Origin of the sequence: Paraferrimonas sp. SM1919, assembly GCF_010993985.1 — a bacterium.
GTDB lineage: Bacteria > Pseudomonadota > Gammaproteobacteria > Enterobacterales > Shewanellaceae > SM1919.
Map to the genome: position 1 here is coordinate 134789 of NZ_WINH01000001.1, position 22599 is coordinate 157387.

Below are 22599 nucleotides of genomic sequence, written 5' to 3' on the forward strand. Positions count from 1 at the left end.
ACCATATTCATGGTTGGCGTTTTTTATTACTTTTGATGATTACCAGATGCGTACGCGCTCTTCAGGTGGAAGGTAAAGGGCATCCCCCTCTTTCACGCCAAAGGCTTCATACCATGCATCATGGTTGCGTGGTGCTTGAGCACGCACTTTGCCAGGGGCATGGGTACCGGCGCGAAGTTGGTTAAGCATAGACTCTTCGGTGCGCTTTTCTTTCCAAACTTGTGCCCAAGCTAGGAAGAAACGCTGATCGCCCGTTAGACCATCAATCACTGGCGCTTCTTTACCATTTAAACTTAACTTATAGGCGTGGTATGCCATCGCTAGGCCACCCACATCACCAATGTTTTCACCCAGAGAGTTGCGGCCGTTTACAAAGTTATCTTTGATTGGCTCATACTTGCTGTATTGAGCGGCAAGCATGTCAGCTTTAGCTTCAAATGCAGCACGGTCTTCGTCCGTCCACCAGTTACGCTGAATGCCGTTAGCGTCAGATTTTGAACCTTGGTCATCAAAACCGTGGCCCATTTCATGACCAATCACCGCACCAATCGCGCCGTAGTTCACCGCGTCATCGGCAGCTGGGTCAAAAAATGGCGCTTGTAGAATCGCTGCTGGGAATACAATTTCGTTAAACGATGGGTTGTAGTAAGCGTTTACCTGTTGAGGTGGCATAAACCAACGCTTACGGTCGGTTACTTCTAATTCATCAGCAACATCACGGGCATGGAAGAACTGAGTTAGACTTTGCATATTGCCAACAAGATCATTGTTGGACAGAGTCAAACCTTCTAGGCTTACCCACTCATCAGGGTAACCAATTTTAGGTGCAAAAGCCGCCAGTTTCGCACGAGCCTCGACTTTAGTGGCTTCACCCATCCAATCTAAACCGTCAATACGTTGCCCCATGGCAGTACGTAGGTTTTCAACAAGCTCGCTCATTTGCGCTTTTGATGACTCTGGGAAGTGCTTATCTACATACACTTTACCTAGAGCAAAACCTAAGGACTCAGTACCGCCAATGGCGCTGATGGCGCGTTTCCAGCGTGGCTTTTGCTCTTGCTGGCCAGATAATACTTTGCCAAAGAAATCAAAATTGGCTTGGCCAATTTCAGTTGATAGGTAAGGGGCAGCATTTTTCACTGCGTGGTAAGTGGCGTAATCTTTCCAAGTGTCCAAGCTTTCAGTATTGATAAGCTTGATCATCGCTTTGATAGGTTCAGGCTGAGATACGTTTAGGGCTGGCACCTTAAAGCCAGTTTTAGCAAAATAACCGTCCCAATCAAAGCCCGCATATTGTGCTTTTAACTCGTCACGGCTTACTTGGTTTAAGGTTAAGTCGCGGTTACGGCGCTTCTCACGTGGCCAGTGGCCCTCTGCAATTTTCGTCTCAAGCGCAAGGATCGCTTCTGCTTTTGCCGCAGAATCTTTAGCACCTGTAAAGTCTAACATTTGCGCGATGTGAGTTAAGTAAGCGGCGCGAATTTTATCGAAACGCTCACCTTGTTCTAGGTAGTATGAGCGGTCAGGTAAACCTAGGCCGCCCGCACCTACTGATATTTCATAGGCATTCGGGTCTAAACGGTTGAAAGATAGGTAGTTCCAAATTGGAGCAGAAATACCGTTAAGCCAGTTTTCACCCCAAATTGCGACCAAGTCTTCCACTTTTGATACGGCAGTAATGGCATCAAGGTTAGCTTGAATTGGCTTGATACCCAGTTTGTCTAGGGTTTCGGTATCCATGAAGGCATCGTAATAATCACGAATAAGCTTTTCTTCAGCGTTCAGTTCAGATTTAGCCGCAATCTCTTCAATAATAGCTTTAACACGCTCTTCACTCTTTTCTGCTAATGCAGTAAAGGCACCATAGCGGGTTTTATCTGCTGGCATTTCGTAACTATCATACCAAGTACCACTGGCATACATGAAGAAGTCATCACCTGCTTTAATCGCTTCATTACGAGCCGACAAATCAATACCAAAGCTGCCTAATTCAGCTTTAGCTGCGACTTGGGTTGTGGCTACCTCTGACTGTTGCTCAGAGGGAGTGCAACCCGCCAATAAAGCTGCAGATAATGCAACAGCAATAATTGAAGGTTTCATTTTCTTTCCTTGATTTTTATATTAAAAAATAATTTGTATACAATTACAGATACTTGACAAGATTGCCAGCATTAGAAGTTAGGGTCAACATATGGCAACATCTTGCAACAAAGTCTTGATTTTTTTGTCATTATCATTTTCGGTATGCTTAATCAGAATTTATTATGCCATTGCTATAAACAATATGCTTAGGTATACCTTATCTCGCCGCTTTCTTTTATGATAAAAGGAAAGTCAACATCAGACACGAGAACAGTTATGCCACATCACATTGCTTACGCCAATAATGGTCACAAAATTCGTTTTATTGCTCAACCGCAATACTCGACCTGGTTACAACAACAGCCTGTCAGCACACAGACTTGGCTGACAAATAGTTTTAATGGTAAGGGCTTTGCCTTAATTCCTCATCAAGACAGCTTACAAGTTATTGTTGTGGTAAAAGATCTAAGCGAGCTTTGGTTAGCGGGTGATTTATCGAAAAACTTACCTGAAGGTCAGTACCTTTTAGATGCCGACAATGATGATATCGCTTTTAATATTGGCTTGAGCTGGGCACTGGGCGCATACCAATTCAGTGATTATAAAAAAGCCGCCCCCAGAGCAACACTGAACATTAATGATCAAGAGCTGGTTGAACAAATTCAGCAGCAAGTCAGCGCCGTAAACCTAGTGCGTGACATGGTAAACACCCCCGCTTCTGACATGATGCCAGAAGACATTTCTGACATCATGCAAAAACTCGCTACTGATTTTTCTGGGCAATTCACTGAAATTGTTGGCGATGAACTGCTAGAGCAGAACTACCCGACGATTCACGCAGTTGGCCGCGCCAGCGTGCATGCTCCTCGGCTATTACGTTTAGACTGGGGTAACGCCGATGCCCCTAAACTGACCTTAGTGGGTAAAGGTGTATGCTTTGACTCTGGAGGCCTAGACATTAAACCAGCCGCCGGCATGCGTAACATGAAAAAAGACATGGGTGGTGCTGCTCATGTGATTGGCCTAGCCCAGCTGATTATGGCTGCCAAGCTGCCCGTTAACTTAACTGTGCTGGTGCCTGCGGTGGAAAACGCCATATCCAACAATGCCTTCAGACCTGGCGATGTGATCACTACTCGCTCAGGGCAAACGGTAGAGATTGATAATACTGATGCTGAAGGTCGCTTAATTCTATGTGATGCTTTAACCACTGCTAGCAGCGAAGATCCTGAACTGATTATTGATTTTGCGACCTTAACGGGAGCGATGCGCATCGCCCTAGGCACTGAGCTTCCAGGTTATTTCGCCAACGACACTAAAGTTGCAAATGCGTTGTTTGACGCCGGTGAACAAGTGCAAGATCAAGTATGGCGCATGCCTCTTTATAAGCATTACCGTTCATTATTCTCTAGCACGATTGCTGATATGAGCAACTGTGGTTCGACACCTTTTGGTGGCGCCATTACTGCCGCCCTATACCTTGAAAACTTTGTAGAAAAAGACATCCCATGGGTACACTTTGACGTTATGGCATTTAACACTCGTCATTTACCAGGCCGACCAGTAGGTGGTGAAGCATTTGCTATTCGAGCCTGTTTTGAGTACTTACAACAACGCTTTAGCTAATATTTCGCGCCCTCCAAGGTTGTTGATTTGCAAGCCATTGCAAATCAACAACCCCTTAACACCCATACCCCAAAAACAAACACACCGTTAACACATGTGCACATTTTGAACGCGCCTTGGCCACAACTTCATCAAAAAAACACCTCTAATTTACAAATTTGAAATGATAAATTCGTGAAAATACAATCCTATGTAAGCGCTTTCACAATAATTTAATAAATGCGCATCGTTGTTACAGTTCAAGGAGTAAATGAACATGAGACAGGGTTCTATGAGAAAGACAAAACTGGCGGCCAGCCTATCTGCACTTCTTGCAGTTTCCACACTTGCCCAAGCCCAAGAGCAGCAAGTTGAAGTTATTGAAGTTAAAGGCATGCGTGGCAGTATGCAAAAATCACTGGCGACCAAGCGTGGTTCAGAAGGTGTGGTTGATTCCATTTCTGCAGAGGATATTGGTAAGTTCCCAGATACTAACCTAGCCGAATCTCTTCAACGTATCACTGGTGTTTCTATTGACCGTGTTAACGGTGAAGGCTCAAAAATTACCGTGCGCGGCTTTGGTCCAGAATTTAACTTAGTTCTGCTAAATAATCGCGTGATGCCAACGGCGCAGGTGAGCGGCGAATCAACCCGTTCATTCAACTTTGCTAACCTATCTTCTGACACTGTCAGTGCTGTTGATGTGGTTAAAACCGGTCAAGCCAATTTAGCTTCAGGCGGCATTGGTTCTACGGTTAACATTCAGACTGCTCGCCCACTAGATGGTGAAGAAACCGTTGCCACCATTGGTGTAAAAGGCCTGCATGACACAGGTGTTGAGGACAACGATAAACTGACCCATGAAATTTCTGGTTTATTCAGTAAGCACCTGCTTGATGGCAAATTAGGTTTAGGTGTTTCTGCATCGCACATGAAGCGTAATTCTACTATTAAAGCGGCGACCATTGATGGCTGGCGTCAAAATATCCATGAAGAATTAAACCCTAATGCAGTGGTAATCAACAATAACCAAAACCCATACGGTAATACCTTCTATGCCCGTAACATTGGTTACTCTATCACTAACATTGAGCGTAACCGTACCAACGCCCAAGCGGTAGCCCAATATCAAGCTTCTGACGACTTAGAGTTTACCGTAGATTACACCTACTCAAAGCTAACTGATAATGCCTTAGCGGATACCTTCGGCCTTTGGTTCTCAGGCCCTGGTAATGCCACTTACGCCCATATCAATGAAAATGGTACTTTTGATATGGTCACCGAAGTGGGTGGTGACTATTCCGCTACCATGCACCAAAACGGCAGCGAAAGCGAAAACCATTCTTTAGGCTTTAATACTAAATATTTCGCCACTGATAACCTAAGCTTTGTTTTTGATGCCCACAGCTCTAAGGCCACAGCCAATGGCTCCCTTGGTCAAAATGCTGACAACAAATTCTTTATCGCGGGTGCATTGAATGTACTCGATAAAAGCTATGATGCCAGCAGCACTGACATTCCATTATTGTCAGCAACCTTTGATGACAGCAACACCCCTGGTGCGGTGAATATTCACCCAGAAGATTACGCCACCTTATTTGCCGGTGTGCGCGCAGGTCGCAACCAAACTGAAGTGAATCAAGTACAACTTGATGGTCAGTGGGAAAACGATGCCATGAATGCCCTGACCTCTATTCAGTTCGGTGTCGGTTATTTAGATATGAACACCCACGCCCAAGGCAGCTACACAGGTCCAATTAGTGCTGGCTGGTACGGCAACAAAGGTGCCGTTGCAGATAAGCTTACATTAGTTGAGTTAGACAGCGACTTTTTAGGCAGCTTTAGTGGCGGCGGCAGTGATATGATCATTCCTTACTACCATACTTATGATCAAGCATCGATGATGGCTTGGGCTGAGAGCGAGTATGGCGTAAACTATCAATCTGCACCGTTTAGCGACGACCACAAAATTCAAGAACAAACCGCTTCTGCTTATGTTCAAGCCAATTTTGAGACCGAAATTGCAGATATGCCGTTAACCATTACTACGGGTTTACGTTATGAGCAAACAGATGTCACCGCTAATTCACTGCAACAAGAAGCACTAAGCATCGTTTGGTTAAACCCGACTGAATGGCAGACTGTTTATGCCGATGAGCAAACTTACTCAAATGAAACCAACTCATACAGTGAGTTTTTACCTAACCTAGATGCGAAATTAGACATTAGCGATAACCTAGTGGGTCGTTTCTCATACTCCAAGACCATGACACGTCCAAGTCTCGGTGCAATGCGTGCAACCACTTCACTGACGGCGCTGCCTAAAGTCGGTTCACGTTCAGGCTTTGCGGGTAATACCCAACTAAAACCATACACCGCCAATAATATCGACCTGTCGCTCGAGTACTACTATGGTGATGCCAGCTATGTTTCTGTGGGTTGGTTTAACAAGGACGTAGAAAACTTCCTAGTGAACACCATTGATACGTTAACTTTTGATCACATCCAAGACCCATACAAGAGTGATGCCGCTAACCAAGCCCGTGATGAAATCATTGCAGCAGGCGGTACCCCAAGTGATGAAGCCGTATTCAACTGGTTAATTGACAACGGTTATGGCAACGCCAACGGTCAGATTGAGCATACCCTTGGTGCAGATGATGCCGAATGGTTAATCAGTCGTCCAAATAACGTTGAAAAGCTGAATATTAATGGCTTTGAGATGGCGCTGCAGCACTGGTTTGGCGACTCTGGTTTTGGCTCTGCCGTGAACTACACTGCGGTATTTGGTGATACTCAATATGATGTTGAGAGCACAACTGAGCAGTTTGCTTTACCGGGTCTAAGTGATACCGCAAACGCCGCCCTATTCTACGATAAAGATGGCTTCCAGACTCGTATCGCCTACAACTGGCGTGATAAATTCCTATCAAGCATGGGCCAAGCTGAGGCCGGTGGTCCAGCACCACAGTTTACCGAAGCCTATGGTCAGCTGGACTTTAGTATGAGCTACCAAATTAACGAGCAAATCAGCGTACAAGCTGAGGGTATTAACATTCTGAACGCAAGCAGCCGTATTCACGGCCGCTATGAGGAGCAAATGTTACGCGCCCAAGAGAACGAAGCTCGCTACGCTATTGGCGCACGATTCGTTTGGTAATGACTGACGTGTAATAAAATAAAGGCTAACCCTAGGTTAGCCTTTTTGTTATCCCGAATTCAGGTGATTACTTTAGCCAGAATACGGTTTGGTTAATGTCGACCTTACCCTTAAGTCCTAGTGGAATTATCCCCTGCTCTAAAGCGTTAATTTGATAACTGCCTTGATAATACTCGTTCACCATAGCGGCACTGACCGCAAATGGAGGGCCAGCCATCCGTTGTTGTGGGTAATCAAAGCTAATCAAAAATTGCTGGGCATTAAGGCTAATTGCTTGTAAATGTTTAACGTATTGCTGACGCATCGCCTCTGGTAAAGCCACCAGCGCAGCCCTATCGTAAATCACGTCTACCTGACCTAGAGTGGTTGAATCTAATTGAAAAAAGTCACCTTGATAAACCGTTAAATCTTGGTATTGGTAACGCTTAAATTCCCCAACTTGTTTTATATTAGGTTTGACACCAAGCTCGCTAAATAATTGTTCAACCGCTAACGAATTAAGCTCAGCACCAACGACTTTTAACCCTTGTGACAGAAACCAAGCAATATCTTTTGTTTTACCGCACAAAGGTACAAATACAGTCGCCCCTGACTCGATTTCCAGTGCCGACCAGTGCTTTACCAAAGCCTCATTGGCTTGGCCTTCATGAAAGCCTATTTGGCCTTTTTCCCATTTGTCATGCCAAAACTCAGCTTGCATGTTAACCCTCTAAATCTCTGATTATTTTTGTTCAAACTTATCATTAAGTGGTTTTGCTGACTATAGTTAACAAGAGTTAACCGCTATCGTGAGGTGAATTATGATCACATTAATCTTGAAGGTGTTAGGTGGAATCGTTAGCTTAGTTTTACTTAGCTTTGTAGCCGTCATATTTGTATTACAGATGCTATTTGGGGGCTAAATCATCAAGGCACCTGTTGCTGATGCCTCAATATTCGCTGTTGTGCTAATTATAAGTTAACTGCCAAGCAACACCGAAACGATCACTAAACCAAGCGTATTTTTCACTAAGTCCATGGTTCGCCAGCGCTTTGTATACCTCACCACCTTCCGACAAAATGCTAAACAATCGATTGATCTCCTCTTCAGACTCGCATTCAAAATAAATAGAGGTAGAGGGTGAAAAGGTGTATTCATTTTTTACTGGGGTATCAATACACACAAACGCCTGATCGGCTAGATAAAAGCGGGCACGCTGTACCTTACCCGTTAATACACCTTCTTCATACAGTTTCAGCTCGGTAATTTCAGAATGGGGAAACAAATTAACATAGAACTCCATTGCCTGTTGGGCGACACCATCAAACATAAGATGGGTTGATATTTGTGACATCTTAAATTCCTTTTTCAGATAGCTGGCATTCCATTTAAGCAGAAGTTAACTGCTATATCACTAATTATTTTGTGGGAATAGATTAGATAAGCTCACCCATTTTTCAAACTATCTCCTTAATGTAGGTATCAAAAAATAACTTGCCTGTTTTATATTCATCCGTAAAAATACAGCTTCACTATTAAGGATAAGATGACTAATGAGCTATAGCAGGGAAGAGCTAGAAAAAGCATTCATAAGACTAAGCAAACAAGAAAGGCCTATCTTGGCGCTATTTGCTTGCCTTATTGGATTAATATTTTGCAGCCTCGTCACTGCATTAATCGGCCCAGATATCATTTTCGGTTTAGTGACAGCTTGCATTCTTATTCCTATCATCAGTGCTGGCTATGCGGGCTTTGTAGGAAGGCTCTACTCCAGTTCTAGTCGACTTATGATTGCCCTCGTCACCAGCGGTTATTACTTGTGGTCTGGCTATTCATTACAGGTTAATGGTGGCTGGTACTTATTTACGCCTATCTGTTTTGCTACTGCCTTTATCGCAAGCAAGCAAAAATTAGCTCTAGTAGAAGAGTTTGCCCTTATCGAAAATAAGAGCACCCCCTTTAATCACCGTACTCCCTCCTTTATTGATAAGGCCATCATGCCGCTGTTTCTAGTACTGACAGTTCCAGCGCTAGGGTATTACAGCTTTGTTCTAGGCAGTGAAATCTGCCACACCAATATCAAAAATGGCAACTTTCAAGAAATCCCTCAAAGCTGTCAAAAAAACTATTTCGAAATCAACGCCTACGGCCATAAGGTTAAATTTGATGGCATCATAATCCACATCCAAGGGCATAGATTTGGTAGCTATTTAGAAAAATCGGAAGAAGCCTTACTGCTTCAAGAACTGGCGCAAAAAGGCGAACTGCAATATCAGCAATTGTGGTGGTGGGTGCTGGATATTTTATATCGTGATGATCCACAAATTGCACAATTTAACAAGCTTGAGCAATATGAACAACAGGTGACAAAATTAAGGCGTGAACTCATTACTAAGGGACACACCCCAGCATTGCAGCTACAAACGCAAGTCCACTACTTATTGAGCCATAGAATTATGGATGACCAGGCAAAACAAGAGTATGTTCTGTTCGCCCAAGAACAAGTAGATAACGGCATAAAGGGTGCGGAAGAATTATTAGCATCCGCGAACAATATTCCTGCGGTTGCCGATGTGGTTGATCTTTATATCTGGCAAAGTGAACACCTGCATTTATTAGCACAAGAAGACTTACGAAACTTGATGCATGCCGCCCAAACCGGTGAGTATTTCTACTACATCAGCGACTTCAATGACACCAAAAGCCGCTCATACAGTTACGATGGCTACATCACCATCGAGCCCAACCCAGAACTGGCCAGCGCCCTCTTGCAATGGCTGCCAGAAACACTCCCTAATCAGCTTTAATATTGGAAATAAAAAAGCCAAACTAATAACAGCTTGGCTTTCTCACTAATAAGAGCAGTGTCGACTAAAATTCTTCCAACAAACGGCCATGCCCGGTAATCTTGTCGTCAATCCCACAGGCACGCAAAGCATGCCAAACCGTCGCCACATTAATTGGAATCAACGGCTTATCCAAAATATGCTCAAAGGTTGGGAACAAGTCCACGGTCGACAAGTTGGTACCACACTGGACGATAGCATCTACCTGTGGGGCATCCACTTCATAAATGGCATCAATCACTTGCTTGATCTCGGTCTCGGCAATGGCGGTCGCGGATGGGCGGTTTAAGCCTTTCACCTTATGCACCTTAAAGCCGATATCGGTAAAGAAACGGATCACGTTTTCGTCCCCCACCTGTGGGTATGGAGTGATCACCGAAATGGTTTTAGCGCCAAAGCAATCAAGGGCTTCTTTGGTGGCGGTGGCACCAGTAGTTAACCCAAGATCGCCAATTTGATCACGGATTTCTTGCTCAAAGGCAATGTTACCCTCTAGACCGCCCCAAAAGGTTTCCGCCGACATGCCTAACATAATGTGGTTGACCTTGGCCGACATCACGTTACGAATTGAATAGGGGATTTCACCACGCATGATCTCAAGAAAGCGTTCAAATACGCTGTTCTCGTTTTCACCGGTTTTCTCCATTTCATCGGCCCAGTTACGTAACTCGATAAAAAAACGCGAAGGGTGCCAGGTCACACCATCAAGGCCAAACTTTTGCAGATCGTACTCAACCCCAGTATTGGTTGAGGGAATGATCACCCCAATTTGAGCACGCTTGGCAATTTGATAATTAAGCATAATAATTTCCTTATTGAACCGCTTCAGACTCGTTTAAACAATCAATCATGGCTCGCTCACGAATAAAGGCTTTAGCCTTAACAGGATCGGCCGCGGTTGCCATAAACATGGCCTGACGCTTACGCTGCACATCTGGATCGTTTGCTTCCATCAACTTTTTGTTCTCAATGGTGTGCTTTTGCACGAACTGTACCGCTAAGTCTTTGCGCTGACGCTGGTAATGGGCAAATAGCGCCGCATGGTCTTCACCATCATTAATAATGCGGATAAGCTTGTCGGCCAAGTTAAAGGCGTCATGTAAGCCACCGTTCATGCCCATGCCGCCCAGTGGATTGTTGATATGGCAAGCATCTCCGACTAATACCATACGGCCTTGGTAGTAATCTTTGGCCACACGCTGATGCACCTTATAAAGGGTCTTATGGCCAATATCATAGTCGCCCTCTTTGGGATGCAGCTTTTGCAATTGCGCCTGAATGAAATCGGCTTCTAGGTATTTGTCTAAATTCTTTTCATTAGGATCGGTTGGCCATAGTACCCGCCACAGTTTGTCGGTACGTAAAATCACGCACCACTGATCAGGATCTGACACATAATTAACGTAAGACAGGTTTTCAAACACCTCTTCAAACGGGAATGAGGTAGAGACCACAAGGAAGTTTTCATCATAGGTGAAACCTTCATAATCAATACCAGCACTCTTACGCACATTTGATGATGCACCGTCACAACCAAGTAAGTAACTGCCAACTAACCTTTTAGCTTGCCCCTCGTACTCAACATCAACCTGCACTTGATTATTATCTTGTTCAAAGCCTATTAATTTATGACCAAACAACACTTTTACATTTGGGTATTGTTTCAGTTCATCATAAATAATATGAGTAAGCTCATATTGTTCGAGCTGTAAACGATAAGGATGGCGAGTAATATCACTAATGGCTTTCATATTAAATTCAGCCACTTCACCGGTTTTCCGATCGCGATATTGGTATCTATCAACAATCAAACCTTTATCTAGCATTGGCTGGATCACTCCTAGCCCTTCTAGCAATTCTAATGAAGGCGGGTGAAAGGTTGATGCTCGTAAATCGATAGGCAGTGAATCAAACTTTTCTAGCAAGATAACATCGATATTTGCCTTAGCTAAAGACAGCGCCAGCACTGAACCCGCAGGCCCTGCCCCAGCAATAATTACAGGTTTAGGCATAGTATAACTCCTTGTCTCTACAGGACTTTGATAATGTCTTTAACGGACATTACATCTGCATATTTGGCATGCATATCAAACAAATTCGCTTGATGTGCTTCGTTATTTCTATCGCCAACCGCTTCAAGGGCGACCACCGTTGGATAATCGTATTGCAAAGCGTCAACTACCGAGGCACGGACACAGCCACTGGTGGTTAAACCGGTAACCACTAGGCCATTAACGCCTAATTCTTGTAAGGTGGCATCGAGGTGGGTTTTATGAAAGCTACTGGCCCATTGTTTTTCAATCAGTATTTCACCATCACGCATGGCTAGGCGCTCATCCACTTCACACCAATGACTTCCCCTTTGTAATAAATTAAGGGCATTAATGCGGGCGCGAAATACCTTAGCTTGGCTGGCATCGTCATACACCACTGTGGTGTAAATGACGGGTAAGCCTTTAGCACGAAAGACATCAAGTAAAACTTTATTGGCAGCCACAACCTCAGGGCAATCGGTACCAAGAGGGCATTCACTTGAGGTAAAACCTTTAATCATATCCACCAGCAATAGCGCCGGTTTATCTCCAAGTTCGACATAGTTTCTTTGTAAGTCCATGACTTGCTCACTTGTTTTGGAAAAACTGGATAAGCTGCTCACTTAACCACTGCGGGTGGGTATCGCAAATATAGCCACCGGTATTTGGTGGCGATATCGTGCAGCCCTGTTGTAATACAAATAAACTGGGTTTCACGCCAGTTAATAATGGGTCATGTATCCCAGCAAATACTAATGTTGGACAGCTAATTGTATTTAGACACTGCCCCAAGTCATGATCCAAAATTGCTTGGTAAGTTTGTTTGTAAGCGCCTTGGCAGGCAATAGCACTGAGTAATTCACGATTGACCACTGACAAATCGGCTTGAGGGTCTTTAGCACTTAACTTCGCCCACATATTCACAAGATGGGTACCATCTGCCACTGGAGTATTATCGGCGACACTGGCCACTAAGCCTGCACGCTGCTTTTCAGTAAGCCAAGGCGGACCAGAGAGCACCAATGCCTTTACCTTAGAGTTGGCGGCCCACTGGGCTGCGACACTGGCACCGCTATGGTGACCAAACAAATAATCTACTTTGCCAAACTCAGCTTCAATATGCTTAATAAGGTGCACGGTCATCAGTTCTATGTTTTGACTACTAAGGGCTTGTGACTGACCTAAGCCTGGCAAATCTGGCGCGATCACAAAAAAATGTTCACTAAGTAGTGGCATCAATTTTTGATACATATCCAGATGACTGGGCACCTGATGCAGTAACACCAATTTCGGTAATGATGGATCGCCACAACTAGCCAGGTGCAACTGCTCTGTCTCATTATTGAGATAACCTTTAACAATGGTATTAGTCATCGCTTAGCTCAATTGAAATCCATTTAAGCTCGGTAAACTCTTCGGTAGAGTAGGCGCCACCACTACGGCCAATACCGGATAACTTAGAGCCACCAATCGGTGCTAACGCATTAGACTGAAATGAATGCATGCCCACATGCACCGCACCGGCATCAATTTCTTTAGCCGCGCGCATCGCCCAAGCAATGTTTTTAGTCAGCACACTGGCAGATAAACCGTAATCAGAGTCATTCGCCAGCTCGATACCTTGGTCGATATCATCACAACTCACCACACAGGCCACGGGGCCAAATAACTCTTCACGCCAGGCGCCCGATTCTCGACTTGGGTTAACCAATACCGTTGGTTCATACACCAAGCCACGTTTCACCTTACCACCGGTTAGAAGACTAGCCCCTTCGCTTACGGCTTGCCGTACCAAAGTATCAACCTTATCAACCGCTTTTTGATTGATAAGCGGCCCATAGATACAAGCAGGGCTTCTTAACTCGCCAATAATTAGGCTCTCTGCCGCCGCTTTTAAGGCCCTGCAGAATTGCTCAAAAATTTCTTTGGCAACCACCACCCTTGAGTTGGCCATACAGATTTGACCAGCATGGGTAAAAATACCCTGGGCCACAATTTGGGCGGCTTTAACTGGATCCATGTCCTTTAGTACCAGTGCCGCACTTTTACCACCTAGCTCAAGCTGAGCACGAACCATACGCTTAATCGCTGCTTGGCCTACGGCAATACCCGTTTGGCTTGAACCGGTTAAGGCAATGCAATCGACGTCTTTATGGTTAGTCAGTGGTGCACCACAGTCCTCGCCAAAGCCACAAACCACGTTGACGGCATCTTTGGGAATGCCCGCTTGCCATAAAATATCGGCCAATTCGAGTGCAATTATTGGGGTTTCTTCTGAGGGTTTAATAACAATGGCATTACCTGCTGCCAACGGAAATGCCGCCATTTTTGTTAGCAATGATAAGGGGGCGTTGTACGGCGAAACCACCGCGACTACACCAATTGGATTACGCATCACCATCGACATGCGATTAGGGTTATCATTCGGGAACGTTTCACCATATAAACGACGCACCTCTCCCGCGGCGGTGCGCAGTAAATCAACGGTATAGTTAATTTCAAAGGTGGCTTTGGTGATGGCCGAGCCGCTTTCATCAATTAAGATGTCGAGCAAGCGCTCCATGCCTTGGGCTTCAATCAGTTCAGCGGCTTTTAATAACACTTGCTCACGCTCTTTAGGTGCCAGCGCTGACCACTGTTTAAACCCTTTTTGGGCACTGGCAACCGCCTGCTCCACATCATTAACACCGGCGCGTGCCACATGGGCAAACACTTGCTGGGTATCTGGATTGAATACTGCAAAAGTTTCGCCAGATTGGGCAGCCACTTTATTGCCACCAATCATTAATAATCCTTGCCTCATGCTGGCTCTCCTATCACTTTCGAGCCCCTAAAGAACTCAAAGGTGGCCATATTGCCCTCATCGGCTACGCCGCTTTTACCCCATGCTGGACGAGGCGCATCAGGACTTAAGCCAAATAGGCTCAACTTATTAATTTTAATCACGCCTGCGCGCACCTTGCGAGCAAACTGCCAAGCGAAATCAGTTTCGGCAAAAATGTATGCGGCCAAACCATAAACGGTTTGGTTAGCAAGCATTTTTGCTTCGGTTTCGTCTTTAAAGGTGTGTACACAAGCCACTGGACCAAAGGTCTCTTCCAGGGTGAGGCTTGGGTCTAAATCATGCACTAAAGTAGGCGCTAGAAACCAACCATTTAAATCAGGCAATGGGGTAATTTGTTCAATGCGAGCCCCTAATGCTTGGTAATGATTAATCCGAGCCTGTAAATGCTGCAGATGACCTTTATGGATCATCGGCCCCATTTGCACCTCAGGATCACTGGCATCCCCCATAACCACTTTAGCTAAGCGCTCTCGAACCTTAGCCAATAACTCAGCTTGAATAGACTCTTGAATTAATAAGCGCCCCAAAGCTCGGCACCATTGAGCATTCATCGTCACTAACCCAGCCACCACAGCATCAGCAGCGGCATCAAGATCCGCACCCGCGAAAACAATCATTGGATTGTTACCACCGAGTTCTAGCTGCATGGGTTTAATGTTCTGGCCGCAGCTTTTGCCTACAGCCGCCCCGGCAAGCGCCCCTCCGGTAAATGAAACGCAATTGACCCGGTGGTCATCGACAATCTGTGCTCCAACTCCCGCATCACCGTGGAGCATTTGAAATACGCCAGCAGGTAGCTCAGCTTGAGCAAGGGCTTGGGCAATGTATTGGGCACTGCCTGCTGCCCACTCTGATGGTTTGAAGATCACACTACAGCCAGCGGCCAAGGCTGAGGCTAATTTGTGACAAGCAATCCCTGCTGGTGCATTCCATGGCGCTATAATCGCCGCGACACCTAAAGGAAAGCGCTCAACTAACACCTTTTTATCCTGAGTGGCTAGCCAAGTTTGATTCGAACTGGTACTCAGAATATTGGCACTGATCCGAAACGCTTGTGAACACACCTGCGCAAAGGCTGTAGTCAACTTGATATTGACTCCTGTTTGCACAGTATCAACAGCAGCTATCGCGGCCAATTGTTGGTCTAATCGGTCTGCCACTTGTAATAAATACTGCGATCGAACTTGATTGCTCAACTCAGACCAAACACCATTTTCAAAACTACGATTAGCCACCACTATTGCTTGTTCAATTTGCTCCTTAGAGCTTGAGAGTGGTTGACCTATCTCAACCCCACTAGAAGCATTAGTTAAGGACTGCTCTAAAGCATATTCTGGGCGCTGCCATGAATTGTTTATCCAATTATTAAAGTCTGGCAAAACCATAAATAAATCCCTAATGACCCACTCCAAATTGACTTTGTTCCACCCCTTCCACTTCCATTTGCGCTGCCATTAAACGGCCACGTTCAGCTGGGAAAGCTTGCACTAAAGCCATTGCCATATCACGCAGCCCACGGGCGCTTTTAGAACTAAAGCCTGTGCCTGATGTGCCGGTACACTTAAGGGCATTCATCGCCACTTTAAAGCCGTATTCGGCAACTTGGCCTTTGCATAAACGCCAGCGTTTTACCACTTCTGCCTTGGGTAAAATTTCTGGTTGTGCGGTTTCTAACTGCAATTGACGAGTTAACCACAGTTTTGCAGTTTCTAAATCCGCCATCATTTCACCAATCAATTGTTGGTGCATTGGCGACTGGGCAATCGACTTATCCGAATCACCAAACTTAGTGCTTGATAACTGCTTTACGGTTTCTGTGTAAATTGACCAAGCTTGACCTAGATATACCGCAATACCGGCTAATTGGTTACCCACAAAAGAGCCACGGCTCATTTGCATGCAGCGAGTAAAAGCGGCCGGGACCGTTAAGGCGCAATCATCTGCAACAAATACATCCTTTAAAATTAAACCATGGGTCGCCGAGCCACGCATACCAATAGCATCCCATTTTTGTCGCTCTGAGACCCCTTTGGCATCACGGTCAATAAAGAAGGTCGACAGACCAGAAGCGTCTTCGACGCCATCAAGTCCTGCAGTTACTAGGTATTGATCGGCAACTCCAGTAGCACAACCAAAGGATTTGACACCATTGATCAGGTAACCACCATCCACTTTAGTGGCTTTGGTGCTAATGGTAATAGCCGCTTTTTCAGATTTAACCGACTCTGAAGCAAAATTGGCTAGCCACTTGCCCTCTTTACCCATGGTGTTAAGCACCTTGTCGGCAAAGGCATTAACAATAGGCGCCTCTTGTTCGCTGAATAAACCGGCTTCTAAAGCATCTTTTGCTAGCAAGCCACGGGAAGCACTTGAACAGTGGAAGAAAAACGTTAACGCAGTAGAAGGACAGACACTACCTAGGGCAAAACAGGCTGCCGCAAAATCACGCAGTCCCCCACCTAAGCCTCCGTGTTCCTCTGGAATAATTAAGCCCAGTAGACCTGCATCGGATAATGTTTTCACATGGGGCAGATGGAACTCACCACTTCGATCAACTTCAATTGCTGCTGCTTTAATTGTTTCAAGCACTGATTCTACTTTAGCAGCACGATCAAGTTCAGCAGCACTCATGTCTTCTACAAAATATTCGCCGGTATATTTCATGGTGAAGCCTCCTTATTGACCTAATAGTAATTGACGTAAGCTTTGGCTAGATTGTTCACCAATTAATTGGGTGATACGTGGCCATACTGGGTCGATTTCTGCAGAGAAAATCATGGCTCGGTTGGCACTATCTCGTTCCCTTAATTGTTGCTCTGGGTAAATGTCCGATAAACCCTTATTCACAATCGACAGCCAATGGTTAAAGTAGTCATCTACCACAGGGAAAATCTTTTCAAACGCTTCGTCGGTTGAACGGTTTACCATCATCCATGGCGACATAATCGCACGCTGGCGTGGTGAGATATGTGCAGGGGTTAAGCCTTCAATTTTATTCGACGCTTCATACAGTTCAGTCAACGGCTGATAGATCTCTTGCATGTAATTAAAGTTCGCCCCTAAATCAACGCGCGGGGTTAAATCCAAGTGGAATGAGTTATGCTCACCGGCTTTTACCGAATCTAGGGTAAAGTGCGGAATTGGACTATTTGCTGGCATAAAGCCATAAATCATGTGTGAATCTAGGAAGATAGCTGGCACCACAATGGAACAAGTCACCAGCTTATCTAGCGGTCCACCCTCAAATACACGTACCTGACCAATGGCTCCTGCTGCCATAGGAACATGGGAGGTCAGCGTCAGATATGGGCCACCATCAGGACCTAATACTTCATGCATATTGAACGCTTCAACGACCTTGGCTAAAGTCTCGTTAAACAATTTTTGCGGTAGACTCATCGGCATGATTATGCTCCTTGCTTTATAGCGACTAATGGCGCAAGGGTATGCCAAGGCCTGTTATCGATTAGGTGGGTCCGGTGGGAAACCATTTTATTGGCTGCGGCAATGGGTTGTACAAGCCCCATAATGGTGCCACTATCCCCTGCCCCTGTTATCCATTGCGAATCGGAAAGCTTGCCATCAAATGGGCGAGTCTTCCACGGTGTCATTACGGTAAAATCATGCTGTAACTGACATATAATTAGATCTTTAGCCAAAGGCGTTGCTGCCACAATATTGACACGGTTTTCTGCAGCCCGTTCTCTGATCCCCGTTTGTGATTGCCAGGCTTCATCAGCTCGCAAACACATCAGTACCGTTTGTACTCCTTGCATGGCAATTTGACGCAGCCATTCCGGGTAAATGGCGTCATCTTCCACACAAAGTGCGAGTCGGCCAAAGTTACTGCCATAGGTCACCAATTCATCAGTAAGTTCAGTCCATGGGTTAGTATTACTCGCATGCACTTGGCCCTGCTCCAATACCACCCCATTTTCACTAATCAATACTGCGCTATGACGAAAGCCGGAGCCGCTTGCCCTAACAATAGAAGTGGCGGCTAACGCCCCTTGACTCAAGGCGCCAGCAATAGCTTCGATGACTGCATCACTGTCAGCTGCAACTTGCTCTAATGACTTTTGCTCCGTCCAAAACAGTTCCGGTAAGCTAATCAGCTTGGCCCCCTGAGAGACCACCGCTATGATTTGCTCTAAAGCATCTTCAAGGGCGGCAAAGCCGTGGCCTTTAGGGCTAATCGCAGCAGCAGCTATATCTTTAATTTGAGCAAATTCAGGTAAGGTTAATGAAGCGGGATCAGCGATTAAATTTTGATATAACTGTGGTCGACGATTGAAAAAGATATCGGTGCCATCGGGTCGCTTTTTATTATCAGCTTGGGATAAATCGATATCAGCCCAAATAACCTGCTCTTCTTTACCAGCAAGGGCAAGCACTGTGCCATCAGGTGCCACAATTTGACTGTCACCCGCACCGGATAAAAACTCTATAGGAATTGAAGTCGCTTGAGAGACTGGCTGCAATAATTCTTCAGGTATCAATGGCCCCACTTTATTTGCCGCTACCACGAACACCTTATTTTCAGCTGCACGTACAGGAATATGCATATTGCCTTCATCTATTGCAAAGGAATTCAATGCATTGCAAATTAACTGGGCACCATTTAAGGCCAACGCCCTTGGCGGTTCGTTGATCACACCATCCATACAACAATAGAGCCCTAACTGGCCAAACTCTGTGGAGATAATTTCTGATTCTGTGGTTGCCGCAATTAAGAAATCATTTTCATGGCCAAGCAATACTTGCTTATCGGTGATGTTGACAATTTCACCGTTAGCGTTAATGAGAATGTTAGAGCTCGCTGCCTTAGGAAACTCTTTTCGAAGAGTACAGTTAATAACAAGGTAACAACCCGCCTCTACCGCTGCTTGCTTAATTGCCGTCATAAACTCATCATCAAGGCTTACCGACACTTCATAACAATGCTCTTGATTGTCATACCAAGAATTGTGATTACAAAACTCTGGTAATTGAATTAAATCAGGCTGACATTTCGCCGCCTCGGCAATCATTCGTAAGCAGGTTTGCAAATTTTTATGGACATCATTTCCAACAGCAAACTGAGCAGCAGCAACTCTCATAACTATCCCTCTTTATTTTTTTATACCAACCTAGAGTGTAATAGGTCGGCAAGTTCCTGTTGACTTAATGACTTAACAATATATCTTTTTAAATTGTAAAGCCACTGATCAAAATCAAACCAATTGACATTAATCAGGCTTAACTTGTTAACATTAAGTTAACTTAGTTAGTGATTTCACGGGAACTAAAATTCAAAAAAAATAGGGAAGGCTTGATATGTATCAATACTCATTGGGGCTCGCACTGTACGATTACATACCAGTTCTGTTATTTGCTACTGGACTGTTCTACTTAACAAAAACGGTGCGCCAACTTGCTCCTAGATTCACCCAAGCGGCTACTGTTGGGGCAGTGCTTATTACTATTGCTGGCTTTATTAAGGCCTCTTGGAAGTTGGTTATTTCCCAAGGCGTAGATGGTGAAGCAACCATTTGGATGAGTAACCAACTTATCCCCATGATGGCAGCAGGCTTTACCATTTTAGTTTATGTGCTGTGGGCAACCCGTCGTGAAATTGCCAATAACCCAGTGAAAACCACTGCTTGGCGCTGCCCAGCAAGTGCCATCCTATTAGTATTAGGTGCAAGCGCCTATTTAGGTCTAACCAAAGATGGTAAGGGTTGGTTCTTTATCGCCCTAACCATGCTAACCGTCAGTAACTTTATTATGGCCATTCACGCCTTTAAGTTAAGTCGCAGCCAAGGCACGACGGTGGCCGCCAGCCTATTTATTTTGAACTTTATTTTAGTACTGGTGATGTCAGGCCTAGGACGGGCACTGCCGCCGGGTGAAAGTTCCCAATGGATTGCCCAATTTGCCAATACATTCACCCAAGGCACCCTAGCACTCGCTGCATGGATGCTTTACAAACAAGTTACCGAACCTCAATCACTTACTACAGCTAGGGCTTAATACATGAACAGTCAAAAGAAATTACTTGGAGTCTTTGTTAGCCCTGGGGTCACGACACCCAATATGCTGACTTTCTATTTAACCTGTGTCGCCACCATTTTATTGGGAACTTTCATTAACGCAGTGCAACCTTTCTTGTTTGCAGAGATGATGAATATTCCTCAAAGTGAACATGGCTCAGTTGCCGGCAAACTTAACTTTGCTGGCGAAATTGCCATTATTGCTACCGTCTCTTTATGGGGGGCGATTTCTGACAAGATTGGACGACGCTTAGTTATTACCATTGGCTTTGCCCTAGTGGCAGTGTCATTTTACCTTTATCCCCGCGCTGAAAGCGTTAATGAGCTACTCATTTACCGTTGTATTTATGGTGTTGGGATCGCAGCTGCCACTTGTATGATCGTGGCGCTACTGGCTGACTACACCAAAGACGTCAGCAGAGGCAAGGCGGCGGGCTTACAAGGGGTTTGTAACGGTATTGGGGCCATGGTGGCGTTGTTTGTCCTACTCAAATTGCCGCAGATTTTTATCAGTGGCGGTGCCGACAGCATGGAGGCAGGATTTAGAACCTTCGATGTGGCTATCTTTATCGCCATAGCTCTTGCTCTGTTATCATTTATCGGACTAAAAAAAGGCTTGGCTAATGACAGTGCTGCCGGCCCTGCATTAACGACCATGCTAGCTAATGGCATCAAAGCCGCTAAAGACCCCGGTATACGCTTGGCTTATGGTGCCGCATTTGTGTCTCGCGCAAACCTGACTATTGTTGGTGCATTTATGACCCTGTGGATCAGTAATTATGGTACCTCTGAGGCGGGAATGACTGCTGGCGATGCTCTAACAAAAGCGGGTATGTACGTAGGTATGGCTCAAGGTGTGGCATTATTAGGTGCGCCTGTTTTTGGTATTTTGACGGATAAAATTAACCGCGTTTCTGCGCTACTAATCGCCCTAGTCCTCACCTTCTTTGGTTACTGTGGTACCTACTTAATTAATGACCCATTTGGCGGTGCCATGATTGTGGTTGTGATCCTTATTGGTTTGAGTGAAATCGGCGGCATCATTACCTCTGGCGTGTTGATTGCTCAGCAAACTCCGTCTAAAACCCGCGGCGCCGTATTTGGTATTTTCAACCTGTGTGGTGCTATTGGTATTCTAGTATCATCGGTAATCGGTGGTTACCTATTTGATCACTGGGATCAATCTGGTCCATTTGTATTTGTTGGTTTCTGTGGCCTACTGGTAGCAATATATGGCTTCTCAGTACGCAATAAGATCGTTAAACCAGACCATAATGATGAGCAACAAAACCTTGATGAAAGTGCTGAAATTTCGCAGCCAGTATAATTAGGTTTTACTGCATAACGAAGGGAGCCTGCGCTCCCTTTTTAGTTGCTACAATTCCTTAAGCGAGAAAGCGAGAAAGCGAGAAAGCGAGAAAGCGAGAAAGCGAGAAACAGCATGGCAAACAAAGTATTTATAGCAACTTCTCTAGACGGCTACATTGCCGACAAGAGTGGCGGCGTTGATTGGCTGCACGAAATACCAAACCCAGATAATGATGATATGGGCTACCATGACTTTATCGACAGTATTGACGCCCTAGTGATGGGTCGTAACACCATGGAAATCTTACTAAGTTTTGGGATTGACTGGCCCTACCCCAAGCCAGTATTTGTGTTATCCAATACCTTAAAACAAGCTCCTGCAGGTTTAGAAGACAAAATCTTTATGGTCTCGGGGGATTTAAAACGACTGGTGCAAGATTTGGCGGATAAAGGCTATAACGACCTTTATATTGATGGTGGGGTGACGATCCAAAACTTCTTAAAAGAGGATCTGATTGATGAAATGACCATTACCACTATCCCGGTACTACTAGGAGGCGGTAAACGGTTGTTTGGTGAACTCGCAGAACCGCTAAAGTTTAAAAACGTCAACAACCAAAGATATCTAGATGCGATAGTCAGCAGTAAGTTTGTTAGGGCCTAAACAAAAAGGCACCCGAGGGTGCCTTCGTTTCTAGCTGAAAGTTC

Annotated in this window: 18 protein-coding genes; 6 read left to right on the plus strand and 12 right to left on the minus strand. The window is 45.1% G+C overall.

Features of this window, described 5'->3' with window-relative positions; genetic code table 11:
- Positions 1–39 precede the first annotated feature (39 nt).
- Positions 40–2100: a M13 family metallopeptidase gene (locus GFB48_RS00590; RefSeq protein ID WP_163930118.1), complete on the minus strand. Its 2061-nt coding sequence runs from the start codon at positions 2098–2100 to the stop codon at positions 40–42.
- 258 nt (positions 2101–2358) lie between these two features.
- Here GFB48_RS00590 and GFB48_RS00595 point away from each other — a divergent pair, with 258 nt between their 5' ends.
- Together GFB48_RS00595 and GFB48_RS00600 are read left to right on the plus strand one after the other, a co-directional pair.
- A complete protein-coding gene (locus GFB48_RS00595) occupies positions 2359–3708 on the plus strand; it encodes a M17 family metallopeptidase (protein ID WP_163930120.1) in 1350 nt (449 codons plus the stop codon).
- 250 nt (positions 3709–3958) lie between these two features.
- The gene (locus tag GFB48_RS00600; protein ID WP_163930122.1) at positions 3959–6847 is read left to right on the plus strand and encodes a TonB-dependent receptor; all 2889 of its coding nucleotides are present in this window, start codon (positions 3959–3961) and stop codon (positions 6845–6847) included.
- 67 nt (positions 6848–6914) lie between these two features.
- Here GFB48_RS00600 and tmpT read toward each other — a convergent pair whose 3' ends face one another.
- Positions 6915–7547 (minus strand): thiopurine S-methyltransferase, encoded by a 633-nt coding sequence (gene tmpT / locus GFB48_RS00605; protein ID WP_163930124.1) that lies wholly within the window; start codon positions 7545–7547, stop codon positions 6915–6917.
- A 247-nt stretch (positions 7548–7794) separates the two neighbouring features.
- Positions 7795–8181 (minus strand): VOC family protein, encoded by a 387-nt coding sequence (locus tag GFB48_RS00610; RefSeq protein WP_163930126.1) that lies wholly within the window; start codon positions 8179–8181, stop codon positions 7795–7797.
- Positions 8182–8380: 199 nt separating this feature from the next.
- Between GFB48_RS00610 and GFB48_RS00615 the strand changes: the two genes are divergently transcribed.
- Positions 8381–9634, plus strand: a complete 1254-nt coding sequence (locus GFB48_RS00615; protein ID WP_163930128.1) for a hypothetical protein — start codon at positions 8381–8383, stop codon at positions 9632–9634.
- Between the two features lie 64 nt (positions 9635–9698).
- Here GFB48_RS00615 and GFB48_RS00620 read toward each other — a convergent pair whose 3' ends face one another.
- Genes GFB48_RS00620 through GFB48_RS00660 form a run of 9 tightly spaced genes read right to left on the minus strand, consistent with a single transcriptional unit; the run spans position 9699 to position 19650 of the window.
- On the minus strand, positions 9699–10475 hold the full coding sequence (locus GFB48_RS00620) for an Asp/Glu racemase (RefSeq protein ID WP_163930130.1): 777 nt from the start codon (positions 10473–10475) through the stop codon (positions 9699–9701).
- A 10-nt stretch (positions 10476–10485) separates the two neighbouring features.
- On the minus strand, positions 10486–11685 hold the full coding sequence (locus tag GFB48_RS00625; protein WP_163930132.1) for an NAD(P)/FAD-dependent oxidoreductase: 1200 nt from the start codon (positions 11683–11685) through the stop codon (positions 10486–10488).
- A 17-nt stretch (positions 11686–11702) separates the two neighbouring features.
- Positions 11703–12287: an isochorismatase family protein gene (locus tag GFB48_RS00630; protein WP_163930134.1), complete on the minus strand. Its 585-nt coding sequence runs from the start codon at positions 12285–12287 to the stop codon at positions 11703–11705.
- A 7-nt stretch (positions 12288–12294) separates the two neighbouring features.
- Entirely contained in the window at positions 12295–13080 is a 786-nt protein-coding gene (locus GFB48_RS00635; RefSeq protein ID WP_163930136.1) for an alpha/beta fold hydrolase, read from the minus strand.
- Positions 13073–14509 carry an aldehyde dehydrogenase gene (locus GFB48_RS00640; RefSeq protein WP_163930138.1) on the minus strand — a complete coding sequence of 479 codons (1437 nt, stop codon included), beginning with the start codon at positions 14507–14509 and terminating at the stop codon, positions 13073–13075. Before GFB48_RS00640 ends, GFB48_RS00635 begins: the two co-directional genes overlap by 8 nt.
- Complete coding sequence (locus GFB48_RS00645; protein ID WP_163930140.1) at positions 14506–15936, minus strand: aldehyde dehydrogenase; 1431 nt, start codon at positions 15934–15936, stop codon at positions 14506–14508. Before GFB48_RS00645 ends, GFB48_RS00640 begins: the two co-directional genes overlap by 4 nt.
- 10 nt (positions 15937–15946) lie before the next feature.
- Positions 15947–17215: an acyl-CoA dehydrogenase family protein gene (locus tag GFB48_RS00650; protein ID WP_163930142.1), complete on the minus strand. Its 1269-nt coding sequence runs from the start codon at positions 17213–17215 to the stop codon at positions 15947–15949.
- A gap of 12 nt (positions 17216–17227) precedes the next feature.
- Entirely contained in the window at positions 17228–17956 is a 729-nt protein-coding gene (locus GFB48_RS00655; RefSeq protein ID WP_205597651.1) for a hypothetical protein, read from the minus strand.
- A 2-nt stretch (positions 17957–17958) separates the two neighbouring features.
- On the minus strand, positions 17959–19650 hold the full coding sequence (locus GFB48_RS00660) for a carbon-nitrogen hydrolase family protein (protein WP_163930144.1): 1692 nt from the start codon (positions 19648–19650) through the stop codon (positions 17959–17961).
- Between the two features lie 217 nt (positions 19651–19867).
- On the opposite strand from GFB48_RS00660, the gene GFB48_RS00665 reads away from it, so the two are divergent.
- The 3 genes from GFB48_RS00665 to GFB48_RS00675 all read left to right on the plus strand — a co-directional run bounded on the left by GFB48_RS00665 (position 19868) and on the right by GFB48_RS00675 (position 22555).
- The gene (locus GFB48_RS00665) at positions 19868–20563 is read left to right on the plus strand and encodes a hypothetical protein (RefSeq protein WP_163930146.1); all 696 of its coding nucleotides are present in this window, start codon (positions 19868–19870) and stop codon (positions 20561–20563) included.
- A gap of 3 nt (positions 20564–20566) precedes the next feature.
- The gene (locus GFB48_RS00670) at positions 20567–21910 is read left to right on the plus strand and encodes an MFS transporter (RefSeq protein ID WP_163930148.1); all 1344 of its coding nucleotides are present in this window, start codon (positions 20567–20569) and stop codon (positions 21908–21910) included.
- Positions 21911–22024: 114 nt separating this feature from the next.
- Entirely contained in the window at positions 22025–22555 is a 531-nt protein-coding gene (locus GFB48_RS00675; protein WP_163930149.1) for a dihydrofolate reductase family protein, read from the plus strand.
- Positions 22556–22599: the final 44 nt, after the last annotated feature.

Coding starts and splice junctions, on each gene's coding strand:
- GFB48_RS00590 (WP_163930118.1), bottom strand. CDS start 2,100: ATGAAACCTTCAATTATTGCTGTTGCATTATCTGCAGCTTTATTGGCG.
- GFB48_RS00600 (WP_163930122.1), top strand. CDS start 3,959: ATGAACATGAGACAGGGTTCTATGAGAAAGACAAAACTGGCGGCCAGC.
- tmpT (WP_163930124.1), bottom strand. CDS start 7,547: ATGCAAGCTGAGTTTTGGCATGACAAATGGGAAAAAGGCCAAATAGGC.
- GFB48_RS00620 (WP_163930130.1), bottom strand. CDS start 10,475: ATGCTTAATTATCAAATTGCCAAGCGTGCTCAAATTGGGGTGATCATT.
- GFB48_RS00665 (WP_163930146.1), top strand. CDS start 19,868: ATGTATCAATACTCATTGGGGCTCGCACTGTACGATTACATACCAGTT.
- GFB48_RS00610 (WP_163930126.1), bottom strand. CDS start 8,181: ATGTCACAAATATCAACCCATCTTATGTTTGATGGTGTCGCCCAACAG.
- GFB48_RS00645 (WP_163930140.1), bottom strand. CDS start 15,936: ATGGTTTTGCCAGACTTTAATAATTGGATAAACAATTCATGGCAGCGC.
- GFB48_RS00640 (WP_163930138.1), bottom strand. CDS start 14,509: ATGAGGCAAGGATTATTAATGATTGGTGGCAATAAAGTGGCTGCCCAA.
- GFB48_RS00675 (WP_163930149.1), top strand. CDS start 22,025: ATGGCAAACAAAGTATTTATAGCAACTTCTCTAGACGGCTACATTGCC.
- GFB48_RS00635 (WP_163930136.1), bottom strand. CDS start 13,080: ATGACTAATACCATTGTTAAAGGTTATCTCAATAATGAGACAGAGCAG.
- GFB48_RS00595 (WP_163930120.1), top strand. CDS start 2,359: ATGCCACATCACATTGCTTACGCCAATAATGGTCACAAAATTCGTTTT.
- GFB48_RS00630 (WP_163930134.1), bottom strand. CDS start 12,287: ATGGACTTACAAAGAAACTATGTCGAACTTGGAGATAAACCGGCGCTA.
- GFB48_RS00650 (WP_163930142.1), bottom strand. CDS start 17,215: ATGAAATATACCGGCGAATATTTTGTAGAAGACATGAGTGCTGCTGAA.
- GFB48_RS00660 (WP_163930144.1), bottom strand. CDS start 19,650: ATGAGAGTTGCTGCTGCTCAGTTTGCTGTTGGAAATGATGTCCATAAA.
- GFB48_RS00625 (WP_163930132.1), bottom strand. CDS start 11,685: ATGCCTAAACCTGTAATTATTGCTGGGGCAGGGCCTGCGGGTTCAGTG.
- GFB48_RS00655 (WP_205597651.1), bottom strand. CDS start 17,956: ATGCCGATGAGTCTACCGCAAAAATTGTTTAACGAGACTTTAGCCAAG.
- GFB48_RS00670 (WP_163930148.1), top strand. CDS start 20,567: ATGAACAGTCAAAAGAAATTACTTGGAGTCTTTGTTAGCCCTGGGGTC.
- GFB48_RS00615 (WP_163930128.1), top strand. CDS start 8,381: ATGAGCTATAGCAGGGAAGAGCTAGAAAAAGCATTCATAAGACTAAGC.